The 16,145-nt window shown below is 72.2% G+C and carries 14 protein-coding genes; 4 read left to right on the top strand and 10 right to left on the bottom strand.

Annotated elements, in window-relative coordinates; translation table 11 throughout:
- The first annotated feature begins 110 nt into the window (after positions 1–110).
- On the top strand, positions 111–614 hold the full coding sequence (locus IW249_RS07885) for a hypothetical protein (protein ID WP_196920145.1): 504 nt from the start codon (positions 111–113) through the stop codon (positions 612–614).
- Positions 615–644: 30 nt separating this feature from the next.
- Positions 645–2,141 (top strand): serine/threonine-protein kinase, encoded by a 1,497-nt coding sequence (locus IW249_RS07880; protein ID WP_196920144.1) that lies wholly within the window; start codon positions 645–647, stop codon positions 2,139–2,141.
- Here the strand turns inward: IW249_RS07880 and IW249_RS07875 are convergent.
- The gene (locus tag IW249_RS07875; protein ID WP_196920143.1) at positions 2,128–2,469 is read right to left on the bottom strand and encodes a hypothetical protein; all 342 of its coding nucleotides are present in this window, start codon (positions 2,467–2,469) and stop codon (positions 2,128–2,130) included. The genes IW249_RS07880 and IW249_RS07875 overlap by 14 nt on opposite strands.
- 168 nt (positions 2,470–2,637) lie before the next feature.
- On the opposite strand from IW249_RS07875, the gene IW249_RS07870 reads away from it, so the two are divergent.
- Positions 2,638–3,579, top strand: a complete 942-nt coding sequence (locus tag IW249_RS07870) for a transporter substrate-binding domain-containing protein (RefSeq protein ID WP_196920142.1) — start codon at positions 2,638–2,640, stop codon at positions 3,577–3,579.
- Positions 3,576–4,784, top strand: a complete 1,209-nt coding sequence (locus IW249_RS07865; RefSeq protein WP_196920141.1) for a hypothetical protein — start codon at positions 3,576–3,578, stop codon at positions 4,782–4,784. Before IW249_RS07870 ends, IW249_RS07865 begins: the two co-directional genes overlap by 4 nt.
- A 146-nt stretch (positions 4,785–4,930) precedes the next feature.
- Here IW249_RS07865 and IW249_RS07860 read toward each other — a convergent pair whose 3' ends face one another.
- The 9 genes from IW249_RS07860 to IW249_RS07820 all read right to left on the bottom strand — a co-directional run bounded on the left by IW249_RS07860 (position 4,931) and on the right by IW249_RS07820 (position 16,086).
- Complete coding sequence (locus IW249_RS07860) at positions 4,931–6,121, bottom strand: acyl-CoA dehydrogenase family protein (RefSeq protein ID WP_196920140.1); 1,191 nt, start codon at positions 6,119–6,121, stop codon at positions 4,931–4,933.
- Entirely contained in the window at positions 6,118–8,127 is a 2,010-nt protein-coding gene (locus tag IW249_RS07855; RefSeq protein WP_196920139.1) for an ATP-binding protein, read from the bottom strand. The genes IW249_RS07860 and IW249_RS07855 overlap by 4 nt, the downstream gene beginning before the upstream one ends.
- Before the next feature lie 14 nt (positions 8,128–8,141).
- Positions 8,142–9,743: an acyl-CoA carboxylase subunit beta gene (locus tag IW249_RS07850; protein ID WP_196920138.1), complete on the bottom strand. Its 1,602-nt coding sequence runs from the start codon at positions 9,741–9,743 to the stop codon at positions 8,142–8,144.
- Between the two features lie 55 nt (positions 9,744–9,798).
- On the bottom strand, positions 9,799–10,995 hold the full coding sequence (locus tag IW249_RS07845; protein ID WP_196920137.1) for an acyl-CoA dehydrogenase family protein: 1,197 nt from the start codon (positions 10,993–10,995) through the stop codon (positions 9,799–9,801).
- Positions 10,992–12,656, bottom strand: a complete 1,665-nt coding sequence (locus IW249_RS07840) for an acyclic terpene utilization AtuA family protein (protein ID WP_196920136.1) — start codon at positions 12,654–12,656, stop codon at positions 10,992–10,994. The genes IW249_RS07845 and IW249_RS07840 overlap by 4 nt, the downstream gene beginning before the upstream one ends.
- Complete coding sequence (locus tag IW249_RS07835; protein ID WP_196920135.1) at positions 12,653–13,450, bottom strand: TIGR03084 family metal-binding protein; 798 nt, start codon at positions 13,448–13,450, stop codon at positions 12,653–12,655. The genes IW249_RS07840 and IW249_RS07835 overlap by 4 nt, the downstream gene beginning before the upstream one ends.
- A 37-nt stretch (positions 13,451–13,487) precedes the next feature.
- A complete protein-coding gene (locus IW249_RS07830) occupies positions 13,488–14,093 on the bottom strand; it encodes a TetR/AcrR family transcriptional regulator (RefSeq protein WP_196920134.1) in 606 nt (201 codons plus the stop codon).
- A gap of 461 nt (positions 14,094–14,554) precedes the next feature.
- A complete protein-coding gene (locus IW249_RS07825) occupies positions 14,555–15,298 on the bottom strand; it encodes a metallophosphoesterase family protein (RefSeq protein WP_196920133.1) in 744 nt (247 codons plus the stop codon).
- Between the two features lie 110 nt (positions 15,299–15,408).
- Positions 15,409–16,086 (bottom strand): Crp/Fnr family transcriptional regulator, encoded by a 678-nt coding sequence (locus IW249_RS07820; protein WP_007466162.1) that lies wholly within the window; start codon positions 16,084–16,086, stop codon positions 15,409–15,411.
- Positions 16,087–16,145: the final 59 nt, after the last annotated feature.

The following is a 16,145-nucleotide window of genomic DNA, read 5'->3' as shown; positions in this document are numbered from 1 at the left end:
TCCAGGTTTTGCCGGTTCTGGGGATGTGGTGGTCGGGGTGAGCGGCTAGCGTGTCACCACCGCGTACGGGTCCACAGTGGTGACCGTCGCCGTGCCTGGGGAGGCCGTTCATGAAGCTGCCGCGATCCATCGCGGGCTGGACCATCGCGGTCTTCGGCGTGTTGGCGCTGGTGATGGGCGCGGTCGGGCTGCTCTGGCCGGAGGCGCAGCTGCGCATGCTCGGGTTCGAGGTGCCGGAGACGCGGGCCGTCGGTGACCACACCGGGACGTTCCTGCTGGCGTCCTCGATGGCGGCCTTCAACATGGGCGTGTACTACCTGCTCGCCACCGTGACCGAGTGGCGGGTGTTCTACCGGTTCACAGTGGTCTTCCGACTGGTCACGTTCACCGTCTTCACTATCGCGGTGCTGGCCGACATCGCTCCCGACCGGTTCTTCGGGGTGGCGGCGTGGGAAGGGCTGGGGGCAGTGGCCACCGCCATCGGTCTGCGTCTGGATGCCCGCCGGGGCATCCCGGCCGGCCGGGTCGGATCGTCCGACGGTGCCGGGACGACTGCGGTCGCCGAGGAGGGTACCGGTCCCACCGGTGCGGCTCCGGCGGACGCGGTGCGCTGAGCCATCGGTCGGGTTGGGTATTTTCGAGCGGTGACCGACACCCCGACCGGCGGCCTTCCAGTGCCGATCGTGCCCGGTCTGACTGATTTGCGGGTCTTTGCCCGGGGCGGGTACGCGACCGTCTACCAGGCCACCCAGATCTCCGTGGGCCGCGAGGTCGCCGTCAAGGTGGAGAACCGGACGCTGGACAGCGAGCGGGACCAGGCCCGCTTCCTGCGCGAGGCGCGGGCGGCCGGACGGATGTCGTCACACCCGCACGTGGTGGACCTCTTCGACGTGGGCGTCACCGTCGACCAGCACCCCTACCTGATCATGGAGCTCTGCGACGGCTCGTACGCCGAACGGATGCGCACCTCGCCGCTGGGCCCGGTGGAGGCCCGCGACCTCGGCATCAAGATCGCGGACGCGCTGGCCCACTCGCACGCCGCAGGGGTGCTGCACCGGGACGTGAAGCCCGCCAACATCCTCCACTCACACTTCAACTCGGCGGTGCTCGCCGACTTCGGGCTCGCCGTCCTCGCCGAGCACCGGGACGCCTCGGTCACCCTGGAGGTGCTCACCCCGGCGTACGCGCCGCCGGAGATGTTCAGCCACAGCCCACCGTCGCCGGCCGTCGACGTGTACGCGCTCTGCGCCACCCTCTACGCAGTGATGCACGGCCGGCCGCCGCGCTGGCAGTCCGAGCGCAACCCGAGCCTGGTCACCGTGCTGGAGATGTTCAACCAGCCGCTCCCTGCCCTTCCAGGGGTGCCGGACGAGCTGATCGACGTGCTGCGCGCCGGCATGGCCAACGACCCGGCCGAGCGTCCCTCCGCGCTGGAGTTGCGCGACCTGCTCACCAACCTGCCACTCGGCTCGCCGGCGACACCGGTGAGCGGCGCTCCGGTCAGCGGTGGCGCGACGCTCTCCGGCCCGTACGCGGCCAGCCAGCCGGTGCCCCGCCCGCCCATCGAGGACACTCAGCGGACTCTCCCCGTCGGTCGGCGTTGGCGGCGCTGGCTCTTCGGCGGCGCCGGGGTGCTCGCGCTCGCCGCCTCCGCGACCGCCGGGGCCTGGGTCGCCGACCGGGCGCCGCCACCTGCCCCGTACCCGTCGGCCACCCAGATCGCCGCACCGGCGACCGGGCCGCTGCCCGGCTGCGCGACGGGCACCGGTGCGCCCACCGCCCTGCCCGAGGGCGCCCGGTGCCTGCCCGAGCTGGAGTGCTTCGGCCCGATGCGGATCCGGGGCAGCCGCGCCGAGGCGGTTCGACTGTCCTGCGCCGGCCGACACACCTGGGAGACGTACGCGGAGGGAATCCTGCCGGTGTCACTGGTCGGCGCCGACTACGACGAGGTGGCCGCCGCTGAGCCGGTGCGGCAGGTGTGCAGCGCAAAGACGTTCCGCCTGACCACCGGGATCGCCGAGTCGACCGGCTGGCACCTTGAGGTACTACCGCCGGTCGACGGGAGTATCGACCGGGCCTACCGGTGTCTGGCGGGGCGCGGCGTGGACGCGCTCACCGCGCCGACGCTCACCGGCCGCTGAGCCCGTTCGACCCGCGTCGGCGGTCACGCACCGCACGCAACGCGTCCCGGCTGTCCAGGGCATCGAGGGTGTCCGCGTCGATCCCGTACGGCATCAACTCGGGCGGCCCGACGGCTGCCGACCGGTCCGCCGGCTCCGGGTCGTCGACCTGCCGAGCGGCGGAGACCGCGACCCCGGCGACCATCGTCATGAGCACGCAGAGCAGCGCGAGAACCACGCCGAGTAGATCCTGTCGGCGCCACACCACCAGCATGACCAGCGGCGCAAGGGCTCCCAGCGCCGCGAGCACCGCCACCGTGCGCGCATCGGGTCTGGACAGTCGGCTCACCCGTCCAGCATGTCGCGACGGAGCCCGCTGTCAACCGCAGAGCCGACCGCCGCGCCGATCGACATCGATCCGAGCGACCCGCCCGACAAGGTCCACGGCACCCACACAGATTGGACGGGAACGGCTACTCTCGGTATCCCGCAGGCTCATCCGGCAGCGAGGTCGCCCATGAACTCAGGCAGTTCGCAGTCTCGGCTCCGCTCGGTCGCATCGACGCTGGCGGTCGCCCTCACCCTCGTGCTCGCCGCCGCCGCCGGTTGCGACAGCCGCAAGGAACCTGACCTGCCCACCGTGCAGGAGAAGATGCGCGAGACGCACATCTACGGCCAGTCGAAGCTGCGGGTCGGTGTCGCCACCAACGAGCCGTTGATGAGTGAGTTGCGCAACGGCAAGCCGGTCGGCTTCGACGTCGAGATCGCCCGGTACATCGCGGCCTCGCTCGGCTACGAGGGGGACCAGCGGCTGGAGTTCGTCCCGGTGGCCACCGAGGAACGGATCCCCGCGCTACAGGGCGGGACTGTCGACCTCGTGGTGTCCAGCTTCTCCATCACAGAGGAGCGCAAGAAGGTGGTGAGCTTCGCCGGGCCGTACTTCGTCACCACCCAGGAGGTGATGGTGCCGACCCGGTTGAAGGGGAAGATCAGCACCATTGAGGACCTGCGCAACCCGGATTACAAGATCTGTACCAGCGGTGGTTCCACCTCCGAGGCCGAGTTGGGCAGTCACCAGGTCAAGGCGCTGGTCGTGAAGACCGTCGGGGACTGCGTCGCAGGCATCCGGACGGGCCGCTACGACGCGGTGAGCTCTGACGAGACGATCCTCGCCGGCTTCCTGGCCCGCCACCCGAAGGAGTTCGAGATCGTCGACATGCCCTTCGGCACCAGCGAGTTGCTGGGCATCGGAGTGCCGATCGGTGATCCCGCGCTGCGCGACCTGGTCGCGTTCTTCCTGCAGAAGAGCTACCAGCAGGGGCGCGATGACCAGGCGACCCCCTGGCAGACCGCGTACAACCGGACCCTGGGCCCGTGGCTGAAGGCCGAGAAGCGCCAGCCGCAGCCGCTGGAGGTGCCGAAGCTCGTCGACTTCGACGACAAGGCGCCCGCGAAGTGAGCGCGGCGCCGACCGCCACCGGCGGCGACGGGCCGGTCCCGCCGCCCCGCACGTCAGTGCCCGGCGGCGCCGCCCCGAGAGTCGACGGTACGACCACGGCGCCGCCGACCGGCGACGGTCCAGTGGCCGGCGTGGGGAGTGAGATTTCCTGGCCGGCCGCCGTGCCGGTCGCCGAACCGGCCGAGCCGGTCGTCGTCGACGTCGAGCCCGCGCGGGTCCGCTGGGATCCGGCCGAGCGGCGTGCCCGGGCCAGCCAGTCGTTCTGGACAGCCGTGGTGGGCGTACCCGCGATCTTCTCGGTGCTCCGCCTCGGCGTGGAGGCCGGCGGTGAACTCCAGACCACGCTGCTGCTGGTGGCCAACGTCGGGCCGGTGAACCTGCTCGCCGGCTTCCTGACCACAGCGGCCCGGCTGCTCTCCACCGGCCTGGTCGCCGTCTTCGCGCTGGGCGCGGTGCTGGCCGTCAGCGCGGACCGACTTCCGCCGGGCACGCGTCGCCGGCCGCTCTTCGCCCGCTGGGCCGACATCACCCCGGCCTGGGTGGTGCTGGCCAGCTTCCTGCTCGCACTGATCACCTGGCCGTTGCTCTATCTTCCGCTGCTGCTGCCGGCGTTCGTGGCCGCGTTCCAACTGCACCCCGGGCGGCTGCACGAGCGGGTCGTGCCTCGGCTGCTGCTGATCGGCGCGCTTCTCGCCGGGTACGGCTGGCTGATGCTGCCCACGATGCGCGACGCGATGCGGCAGGGCGACGAGTGGCTGGTGCTGGCGCTCATCGTGGTGCCCCCGCTGCTGGCGCTGTTCATCGCAGGGCCGCTGCCGGGCATGGTGATCCGGCCGCTGGCGTCGGTGACCGAGGTGGCGGTGCTGGCCACCCTGGTCTGGGCGGCGGTGCCGGTGATCAGCACCCCGGTGTTGCCGCTGACCGTCACCACCGTCGGCCCGGAGAGTGGGCCCACCGAGGACGTACGCGGGCACGTGGTCACCACCGACGACGTCAACATGGTGATCCTCCAGGAACGGGGTGGCGTCCGTTACGTCCCGGTCGATCTGGTCCGCGCCCAGGTGCTCTGCCCGAGCGAGGAGGAGTTGCCCCGCCACCAACTGCGCATTCACGACTTCCACGTCGAGGATTCCCTGTTGGAGGGCATGGGGCGTCGGGTCCGCCCGGTCCACCGCATCGACGCCGCCTGCCGCACCCCAGCCTGACCGCCGCCCGCACGTGATCGACTCGGTTTCAGGAAGTCGGGGCATCGCTGGCGCTTGGACACCGCAGGTTCAAGGAAACCGAGTCGATCATGCAGCTCGGGCGCGCGCGGCCACGACCCGCCACGCCCGAGCGGACGCGGCCCGGGTCAGTAGGACTTGTCCTGACCCAGGACGTGTTGGGCCACGAAGTTGAGGATCATCTCGCGGCTGACCGGTGCGATCCGGCCGGCCCGGACCGCGCCGAGCAGGGTCGCCACCCCGTACTCGGTGGTCATGCCGGCCCCACCGAGCACCTGGACGGCGGTGTCTACGGCGAGCGCGGCGGCCTCCCCGGCCGCGTACTTGGCCATGTTTCCGGACACCCCGGCCTCCAGGTCACGGCCGGCGTCGTACAGGGTGGCCGCCTTCTGAATCATGAGGCGGGCCAGCTCCACCTGCACCGCCGCATGGGCCAGCGGATGCGACACCCCCTGGTGTGAGCCGATGGTCCGGCCACCCCAGACCTTGCGGGTGGCGGTGTACTCACTGGCCCGCTCGATGGCGTACCGGCCGGTGCCGGCGCCCATCGCGGCCACCGTGATCCGCTCCGGGTTGAGCCCGGCGAAGAGCGCCGGCAGCCCGGCGTCCAGCGACTCGCCGAGCAGTGCGTCGGCGGGCACCCGCACGTCGTCCAGGTAGAGCAGGAACTGGTTCTCCGGAGACACGATCTCCATGTCCAGCTTGGACCGGGTCAGCCCGGCCGCGTCGGTCGGCACGAGGAACAGCGCCGGCTTGAGCCGCTGCGGAGACGTATCCCCTGAGCCGGCTGGGCCGTCATCGACGGCGACACGGGCCACCACCAGCACGTGACCGGCCTCGTCGACGCCGGAGATGTAGCATTTGCGGCCGTTCAGCAGCCAGCCGTCGCCGTCGCGGCGAGCCACAGTGCCGAGCCGGTGGAAGTTGGAACCGGCCTCCGGCTCGGTGATCGCGAAGACGATCTTCTGTGAGCCGTCGGCGAGGCCCGGCAGGTGCCGCTTGCGCTGCTCCTCGGTGCCGTGCCGGCTGAGGACGGTCGCCGCGATGGCGGGGGAGACCACCAGCAGCAGGAGCGGGCAACCCGCCGCCGCCAACTCCTCGCAGACGATGGCGAGCTCGGTGATGCCGCCGCCCCCGCCGCCGTACTCGGTGGGGATGTTGACCCCCAGGTAGCCGAGGCGTCCGGCCTCCGCCCAGAGTTCGGTGGTGTGTTCGCCGGCCCTCGCCTTCTCGACGAAGTAGGAGTGACCGTAGCGGCGGCCGAGCGCCCGCACGGCGTCGCGCAGTTGGTCCTGTTCAGGGGTGAGGTCGAAGGTCATCGGGCGTCCTCTTCTTCGATAACGGCCAGCACGGCGCCCGTCTGCACCTGACCGCCGGTCGGCACCGGCAGTTCGGTGACCACGCCGTCGATCGGGGCGAGCACGGGATGTTCCAGCTTCATCGCTTCCAGGGTGAGCAGCGGATCACCGGCGGTGACCCGCTGGCCGACCTGGACGTGTACCCGGGTCACCGCGCCGGGCAGCGGCGCGAGCAGCGACCCGGCCGCCACCGCAGCGGTGGGCAGCGGGAGACGCGGCAGCTCGGCCAGGCTCGCCGCCCCGTCCGGGCCGTCCACGAAGACAGCCGACCCCACCCGGTGTACGCGGTACCCGCGGCGAACTCCGTCGACGTCGAGCACCACCCGGTCCGGGGTGGCCTCGACCAGCGCCACGGCAGGTGCTGTCGGCCGCGCGGCGGAGTCCTCGGCAACTGACGTACTGGACCAGTCGGCGAGCCCGCCGGTCCGGTCCAGGCGGTAGCGGACCTCGATCTCGTCGCCGTCCGGCCCGACGAAGCGGGCGGTCTGGGGAACTGCGGGCACGTTGCGCCAACCGGAGGGGAGCCCGCCCAGCACCGGTGCTGTGGCCCGGCGGTGCGCGGCGCCCGCCAGCGCGGCGGCGAGGGCGGTGAGTGGGACCTGGTCGGCGGGGAGGAGCGGTGCGAAGACCTCCGGGTGCCGGTCCAGGAAACCGGTGTCGATCTCCGCCGCCGCGAACTCCGGGCTGCGCAGCACCCGGACCAGCAGATCGCGGTTGGTTGCCACCCCGTGCAACTCGGCCCGAGCCAGGGCACCCGCCAGGGCCCGAGCCGCCTCGGCCCGGGTCGGTGCCACGGCGATCAGCTTGGCGAGCAGCGAGTCGTAGTGCACCCCCACCACCGAGCCCGCCACCACGCCGGAGTCGAGCCGCAGGCCCGCCCGTTGGATCCAGCCGAACTCCCGGTCCACCCCCGGCACGTCGAAGCGGTGCAGGGTGCCAGTGGCGGGCCGCCAGCCCTGCGCCGGCTCCTCGGCGCACAGCCGTACCTCGATGGCGTAGCCGCGCGTGGCCGGGTAGAGGTGATGTGCGGGCAGCGGTGCGCCCTCGGCCACCAGCAGCTGCATCCGGACCAGGTCCAGCCCGGCCGGAGTGACCAACTCGGTGACGGGGTGCTCCACCTGGAGTCGGGTGTTCATCTCCAGAAAGAAGAACTCGCCGGTCGGTGCCAGCAGGAACTCGACAGTGCCGGCCCCCACGTAGTCGACCGCCCGCCCAGCAGCCATGGCCGTCTCGTGCAGCCGATCATGCAGCCCCGGCGGGAGATCACCCGGAGCCTCCTCGATGATCTTCTGGTGTCGGCGCTGGATCGAGCACTCCCGGACGCCGAGCACCTGCACGGTGCCGTGGGTGTCACCGAAGATCTGCACCTCGAGGTGCCGGCCGCGCTCGACGTACCGCTCGATGAAGACAGTGCCGTCGCCGAACGCGGCAGCCGCCTCGCGGCGCGCGGAGGCGACCGCCTCGGCCAGTTCGTCGGCGGTCCGGACGATCCGCATGCCCCGCCCACCGCCGCCGGCGGACGCCTTCACCAGCACCGGGAAGTCCGTGACACTGTCGGTGTCGGTCCAGCTCGGCAGCATCGGCACGCCCGCCTCGGCGAGCAGTGCCTTCGCCGCCAGCTTGTCGCCCATCGCGGCGATCACCTTGGCCGGCGGCCCGACCCAGGTCAGGCCGGCGTCGGTCACCGCCGCCGCGAACTCGGCGTTCTCGGCGAGAAACCCGTAGCCGGGGTGGACGGCGTCCGCGCCGCTGCGGCGGGCCGCGTCCAGGATCAGGTCGACCCGCAGGTACGTCTCGGCCGGCGTGGCGCCCGGCAGCCGGACCGCCTGGTCGGCCTCGGCCACGAACGGCGCGTCGGCGTCCGCGTCGGAGTGCGCGGCGACCGTCTCCACGCCCATCGCCCGGCAGGTGGCGAAGACCCGGCGGGCGATCTCGCCCCGGTTGGCCACGAGCAGTCTGTTGATCATGGTTGGCGCGCCCCCTACATCCGGAAGACGCCGAAACCGTCGGCGCCCTTCACCGGTCCGTTGTGGATCGCCGAGAGGCAGAGCCCGAGGACGGTCCGAGTGTCCCGGGGGTCGATCACCCCGTCGTCGTAGAGCCGGCCGGAGAGGACTAGCGCACCGGACTGCGACTCGATCTGCTGCTCGACCATCATCCGCATCGCCGCGTCGGAGTCCTCGTCATAGTCGCGCCCCCGGGCGGCAGCCGCCTGCCGGGCCACGATCGACAGCACCCCCGCCAGCTGCGCCGGGCCCATCACCGCCGACTTCGCGTTCGGCCAGGTGAACAGGAACCTCGGCTCGTACGCCCGGCCGCACATGCCGTAGTTGCCGGCCCCGTACGAGGCGCCCAGGTTCACCGTCAGGTGCGGCACCGTCGAGTTCGACACCGCATTGATCATCAGGGCGCCGTGCTTGATGATGCCGCGCTGCTCGTACTCGGTGCCCACCATGTAGCCGGTGGTGTTCTGCAAGAAGATCAACGGCGTGTCCGAGGCGTTCGCGAGCTGGATGAACTGGGCCGCCTTCTGCGCCTCCGCGCTGAACAGCACCCCCCGGGCGTTGGCCAGCACGCCCACCGGGTACCCGTGCAGCTCACCCCAGCCGGTGACCAGCGCATCCCCGTACGCCGGCTTGAACTCGTCGAAGTCGCTGCCGTCGAGGATCCGGGCCAGCACCTCCCTAGGGTCGAACGGCACCTTCAGGTCGGCGCTGGTGATGCCGAGCAGCTCCTCCGGGTCGTACTTCGGCGGCTGCGGCACCGCCGTACGCGGCGACGGACCCTGCTTGCGCCAGTTCAACCGGCGGACGCACTGCCGGGCCAGCCGGATGCCGTCCCGCTCGTCGACGGCCAGGTAGTCGGCCAGCCCGGACGTGCCGGCGTGCATCGCCGCACCGCCCAGCGACTCGTCGTCGGTGACCTCACCGGTTGCCATCTTCACCAGCGGCGGACCGGCCAGATAGACCTGCGACCGGTCCCGAATCATGATCACGTGGTCGGACATCCCCGGCACGTACGCGCCACCGGCAGTGGCGTTGCCGAAGACCACGCTGACAGTGGGGATGCCGGCCGCCGAGAGCCGGGTGAGGTCACGGAACACCCGACCACCGGGGATGAAGATCTCCGCCTGGGTGGGCAGGTCCGCCCCGGCCGACTCGACCAGGTTGACCATGGGCAGCCGGTTGGCCAGGGCGATCTCACCGGCCCGCCGGGTCTTCGCCAGCGACCACGGGTTGACCGCGCCGCCGCGTACCGTCGGGTCGTTGGCGACGATCAGGCACTCCACGCCCTCGACCACCCCGATACCGGTGACCACGCTGGCCCCGACCGGGAAGTCCGAGCCGTACGCGGCGACAGGCGACAACTCCAGGAAGGGGCTGTCCGCGTCCACCAGCAGCTCGATCCGCTCCCGGGGGAGCAGCTTGCCGCGGGCGTGATGCCGGGTCACGTACTTCTCGCCGCCACCCGCCCGCGCCTGGTCCAGCGCGGCGTCCAGCTCGCCCAGCCGCTCCAGCAACGCCGCCCGGTTCGCCAGGTACGCGGGCGCGGACGGGTCGACAGCACTGTCCAGGGTGGTCACCGTGCCTCCTTCGTTCGCGACTGCGGGGCTCGCAGACCCGGCTCACTCCTCGCGCTCACAGACCCATGCCTTTCGCGATGATCTCGTTCATGATCTCGGTGGTGCCGCCGCCGATGCCGAGGATCCGCGCGTCGCGGTAGTGCCGCTCCACCTCGGCGTCGCGCAGGTAACCGAACCCGCCGTGCAGCTGCAACGCCTGGTCGACGACGTGGTCGCAGGCGGCCACCGCCACGTTCTTCGCCATCGCCACCTCGGTCACCACCGGCTCGCCGGCCGCGACCCGACCCGCCACCGCGTGCACGTACGACCGGGCCGCCTCGGTCCGCGTGTGCATCTCGGCCAACCGGTGCCGGATCAGCTGCCGGCTGGCCAGCGGACGCCCGAAGGTCTCCCGGTCCCGGCACCAGCGCACCGCCAGCTCGACACAGCGCTGCGCTGTCGCGTACGCCTGGGTCGCCAGCGAGAGACGTTCCGCCGCGAAGTGCTGCATGATCGCCAGAAAGCCGGTGTTCTCCGCGCCGATCCGGTTGGCGACCGGCACCCGTACGTCCGCGAAGGACAGCTCGGCGGTGTCCGAGCAGTGCCAGCCCAGCTTCTCCAACCGGCGTCCCACTGTGAACCCGGGCGACCCCTTGTCGATGACCAGCAGGGTCAGTTCACCGCTGCCGGGGAAGTCGGTACACACAGCGGTGGTCACGAAGTCGGCCCGGTGGCCGCTGGTGATGTACGTCTTCGACCCGTTCACCACGTAGTGGTCGCCATCGCGGCGGGCGGTGGTGCGGATGCCGGCCACGTCCGAACCGCCGTCCGGCTCGGTGATGGCCAGCGCCCCGATCATCGTGCCGGACAGGGTGGGGCGGACATACCGCTCGATGAGGCTGTCGTCGGTCGGGGACGCGGTGCCGCCGAGCCGACCGCCCAGCGAGCCACCGGTGCGGGCACCGGCCGCCGCGACCATGTGCGGCAACGCGATCCCGTGCGTGAACAGGGCCGCCACCAGCCCGGACGAGCCGCCGGAGCGGATCAGCTCCTCGGTCACGATGATCGAGTCGAGCAGGTCCCCGCCGCTGCCACCGACCGACTCCGGGAAGCCGATGCCGAGCAGGCCGAGCTTCGCGGCTGTCGCGTGCAACGCCCGCGGCACCTCGCCGGCCCGCTCCCAGTCGTCCAGGTGCGGCAGCACCTCCCGGGTCACGAACGCCCGGGTCAGCTCGCGCAGTTGCCGGCGCTCCGGGGTGTCCACAATGGTCATGGGGCCACTCCTGCCGGCAGTTCGACGATCCGGGCGCGCAGCAACTCGCCGAGCGCCTTGGCCTGCGGATCGAACCGGATGGACGCGGCCACCCCGGCGCCGAGCAGGCCCTCGATCACGAAGTTGACCGCGCGCAGGTTCGGCAACTCGTAGCGGCGCACCGACAGCGGCGCGGTCTCCGGCAGCAGCTCGGCCAGCCGTTCGACTGTCAACCAGGTCCGCAGCCACGCGTACCCGGCGTCGGAACGCGCCCAGACACCGAGGTTGGCGTCCCCGCCCTTGTCCCCGGAGCGTGCGCCGACCACCTCGCCGAGCGCCCCGCGTCGGGTCGGGCCGTCGACCGCGGCCCCGCCGCCCGGGTCGGACTGGTCCGGGGAGGTGCTGGCGGTGCGGATCGGCGGGGCGATCGGCACCCGCTCGCCACCGGGTAGCACCGCGACGTGCGCCACCGCGTCCTGCGGCACCGCGTCGGCGGTGAAGACACCGTACGGTGTCGCGTCGCCGGGCAGTGTGGTCAGCGTGCAGCCCGGGTACGAGGCCAGGGCCAGCTCCACCGCGGCGGCCGAGAACGCCCGCCCCGCCCGCGCCTTGTCGCCGTCGCGCAGGTGTACGTGCAGCAGGGCGCTGGCCGTTTCGGTGTCGGCGGCGTCCTCGTGGTCGGTGCGGGCAAGCGTGAACTCCAGCCCGTCCTTGCCCACCGCCTCCTCGATCTGCCCCCGGACCACTGCCGCCTTCGCCTCGATGTGCAGACCGCAGAGGACGAACGTCATCGAGTTGCGGAAGCCGCCGAGGTTGTTGACGCCCACCTTGAGCGTGGCCGGTGGCGGTGTGCCCCGGACGCCGGAGACCCGGACCCGGTCCGGCCCGTCGGGGCGCAGCGTCACAGTGTCCAGTCGGGTGATCACGTCCGGCCCGAGGTACGCGGGCCCGCCGATCTCGTAGAGCAGTTGGGCGGTGACCGTCTCCACTGTGACCGCGCCACCGGTGCCCGGATGCTTGGTGAGCACCGACGAGCCGTCGGGGTACACCTCGGCGATCGGGAACCCGGGCCGGTGCCCGCCGTCGGGCAGCTCGGTGAAGAAGCTGAAGTTGCCGCCGGTGACCTGGGCGCCGCACTCGACGAGGTGCCCCGCCACGGTGGCCCCGGCCAGCTCGTCGAGGTCGTCGCGGCCCCACCCGTACCGGGCGATGGCCGGGCCGACCACCAGCGACGCGTCGGTGACCCGGCCGGTGACCACCACGTCCGCACCGGCGTCGAGGCAGGCGGCGATCCCGAACGCGCCGAGGTAGGCGTTGGCGCTCAACGCGTCCGGCCGCTGGATCGTGTCGCCCTCGACGTACCCGATCCGAGCCGGCAGGCCGAGGCGGGTGGCGAGCTTCTCGATGGCGGTGGCCAGGCCGGCCGGGTTCAACCCGCCGGCGTTGGTCACTATCCGCACCCCTCGGTCGAGGGCGGTGCCGAGGCAGGTCTCCAGTTGCCGCAGGAACGTCTTCGCGTAGCCCAGGTCGGGGTCGCGGAGACGGTCCCGGGCCAGGATCAGCATGGTCAGCTCCGCCAGATAGTCGCCGGTCAGCACGTCCAGCTCACCGCCGTCGAGCATCTCCCGCCAGGCGGTGAACCGGTCGCCGTAGAAGCCGGAGGCGTTGCCGATGCGGATCATGCCCGTACCCCGTTCCGGCCGGCCGGCTGCCGGCCGTCGCCCGGCGGCCCGGCGAAGGCCTGTGCCACGTCGAGCCACTCGTCGGCGACCGGGCCGGTGGCGACCAGGGCGAGGTCCGCGCGGTGCCGGCGCTGGGTGACCAGCTGGCAGAAGTCCCGAACCGGGCCGGTGACCCGGTCGGCGGCGTCCGCCGGGCCCCAGCTCCACGTGTCGCCGCCGGGCCCGACCAGCTCGACCCGGACCGGTGCCGTCGGTGCCTCCCGGCCGTGCGCAGTGAAACCGTGCCCGAGGGTACGCACGCCCAGGTGCGCCACGTGCCGAAGCCGGTCGCTGTCGGGGCGGACCACGCCGAGGGCGTCGGCCACGTCCGCGCCGTGCGCCCAGGTCTCCATGATCCGTGCGGTGGCCATCGAGCTGGCCGACATCCGGGTGCCGTACCAGGGCAGTTTGCCGCCGGCCGGAACGGCGGCCAGTGCGTCGACGAGCGCGGTTCGCCCGGCCCGCCAACGGACGAGCAGCTCGGCCGGTGGGGCGAGGAACTCCTCGGCGCCGACGTCGACGAGCCGGGTCACGTCCGGTGCGGCGGTCACCGTCGCGTAGAACGCCTCGGGATCGGTAGCGGCCAACAGCGCGACGTGGTCGGTCCAGGCGAGGTGGGCGATCTGGTGTCCGATGCTCCAGCCCGGCGCGGGGGTCGGCCTCGCCCAGTCGGCGGTGGGCAGTGGCGCCACCAGGGCGTCCAGCTGGGCGGACTCGTCGGCCAGGTCCGTGAGCAGGTCGCTGATGTCGACCATGGTGCCTCCGGTCGGTGGTGGCCGGTGCGGCCGGCGGTCAGGGCGTGAGCAGGGTGGCGAGCTGGCGCTTCCAGGTGGTCAACAGGGCGCTGCGGCGGGCGGAGTCGTCGCTGAGCAGGTTGGCCACCCCGAGCCCACGGAGCAGATCGAGCGTGGCCTGCACCGCCTCGCGGACACCGGGTCGACGCTCGTCGACACCGAGCAGGGCCACTGTGAGCCGGTGCATCTCCCGCCCGACCGTCGCCTCCAGTGGCACCAGGGCGTCCCGGAGTTCCCGATCGGTGCGGGCGGCGACCCAGAGTTCGAGCGCGGCCACGAACAGCGGCCCGGTGAACGCCACGGCGAGCAGGTCGACGACCCGGTCCAACCGTTGTGGGCCAGCCGGCAGCGCGTCGGCCTCGGTGCGCAGCTCGTCGGCACGCCGCTCGGCCAGGTGGGCCACGGCGGCCGTCACCAGCGCCGCCTTCGTCGGATAGTGGTGCAGCTGAGCCCCACGCGACACGCCGGCCCGCGCCGCGACGACTGTGGTCGTGGTGCCGGACCAGCCGTGCTCGATCAGGCAGTCGACTGTCGCCTCCAGCAGCCGGGCCTGAGTGGCGCGGCTGCGCTCCTGCTGAGGGATGCGTGTCGATGCGGGGGGCACGGGGACAGCTTGGTGCCTACAAAACAAACAGTCAAGACTGACTTTTTCTGAGCCGCGAGGCTCGCGGTGGGCTCGCGGTGGGCTCGCGGTGGGCTCGCGGTGGGGCGGCGTGGGAGGTGGGCTTGGGTGCTTGGTCTCGCTTTGGAGCTGATGCCATAAACGAATCGCACTTCGACCGCGCCAGTCGACCGGGCCCTTCGACCGCGCCAGTCGACCGGGCCCGTCGACCGGGCCCGTCGACCGGGCCCGTCGACTGCGCCCGTCGACCTCGTTGAGGATCGGCCTGCCGATCACCTCTGGCTGATGCCGCAAACGATTCAGCTCCAAAGGCTCCCTGACGGGTATCCCGCCTGCCGCCGCCCGTCCGCCTGCCGCCGCCCGTCCGCCTGCCCCCGTCCGCCCGCCGCCCCCGTCCGCCTGCCGCCGGCCGCCGGCCGCCCGGCGGCCGGCTCAATGCCGGCTCAGCGGCCGTCGCGGGGGCCGAAGGCGATCAGCGCGTCGACGTCGCTGTGTTGGGAGCGCAGGTACTCGTCCGCCCACGCGGCGGCGTCGGGGAAGCTCGACTCGGCCGCCACCCGGGCGCAGGCCGCGTCCACGTCGAAGGCGGTGCGGCGCAGCTGGACGCCCGGCCCGAGTAGCGCCCACCACGCGCCAGCGCCTCCGTACGGCATGCCGATGCTGCCCGGGTTGACCACCAGACGACGGTCGACCAGTCGGGCGTAGGGCATGTGCGTGTGCCCGCAGACCACAGTGGCGACCTCGGCGGGCAGACCGTCGAACACCTCCGCCCAGCGCGCCAGCCGGGAGTCGACGAGCACCACCTCCTCGTCGTCCCGGGGGGTCGCGTGGCAGAACAACGTCCGGCCGAGGCCGTCGATCTCCAGCGTCGCCGTCGCCGGCAGCGCGGCGAGCCGAGCCACCTGGTCGTCGCGCAACTGCCCGGCGGCCCAGTTCGACACCTCGATCGACGCCGGCCGGCCGGCCCGAGCCTCGACCAGCTCGCGGTCGGCGTTGCCGCCGACCCAGCACACCCGGTCACCCAGGCTGGCGAGCAGGTCCAGCACCTCGACCGGCTGCGGGCCCGCGGCAATGTCACCGGTGAGCACGATCAGATCGGCGGCGACGACGTCCGGCTCGGCGAGTACGGCCTCCAGCGCCGGCAGGACGCCGTGGATGTCGGAGAGCACGGCAACACGATTCACCATGGCCCCACCCTCACCGCCGGCGCCGCCGGAAGGCCAGCGATTCTGCGCCAGGCAGATGACAACGTCCCCGCCCACCGTCGGTGACGGCAGGCGGGGACGTTGGGTGCTGCTCAGACGCGGGCGCGGCGGGCCAGGCGCTCCGGGTCCAGGATGATGATGCTCTTGCCGTCCAGCCGCAGCCAGCCGCGCGAGGCGAAGTCGGCGAGCGCCTTGTTGACGGTCTCCCGGGAGGCGCCGACGAGCTGGGCGATCTCCTCCTGGGTGAGGTCGTGGGTCACCCGCAGAACGCCGCCGTCGCGGGTGCCGAAGCGACCCGCCATCTGGAGCAGGTTCTTGGCGACCCGGCCCGGCACGTCCGTGAAGATCAGGTCGGCCAGCGAGTCGTTGGTCCGGCGCAGCCGTCGGGCGAGCACCCGGAGCAACTGCTCGGCGATCTCCGGGCGGTTGTTGAGCCACGGCCGCAACGCCTGCTTACGCAGTCGCACCAGCCGGGTGTCGGTCACCGCGGTGGCGGTAGCCGTACGCGGACCCGGGTCGAAGAGCGACAGCTCACCGACCATGTCCGACGGCCCCATCACCGCGATCAGGTTCTGTCGGCCGTCCGCGGCGCGGCGACCAACCTTGATCTTCCCGGACAGCAGGATGTAGAGGCTGTCACCGGGCTCGCCCTCATTGAAGACGATCTCGCCCTTGCGGACCTCGATCGTCTCCATCTCCTTGGCAAGCGCCTCGGCAGCTTCCGGGTCAACACCCTGGAAGATCCCGCTGCGGGCCAGTACCTCGTCCATTGCGCACCTCCGGTTGCGCGTGCCGTCCGTCGGCCGGGGCCGCCGTCCGCTGATCCCCT

It is taken from the genome of Micromonospora vinacea, from assembly GCF_015751785.1.
Lineage (GTDB): Bacteria > Actinomycetota > Actinomycetes > Mycobacteriales > Micromonosporaceae > Micromonospora > Micromonospora vinacea.
This window is presented reverse-complemented; position numbering and strand designations above follow the sequence as displayed.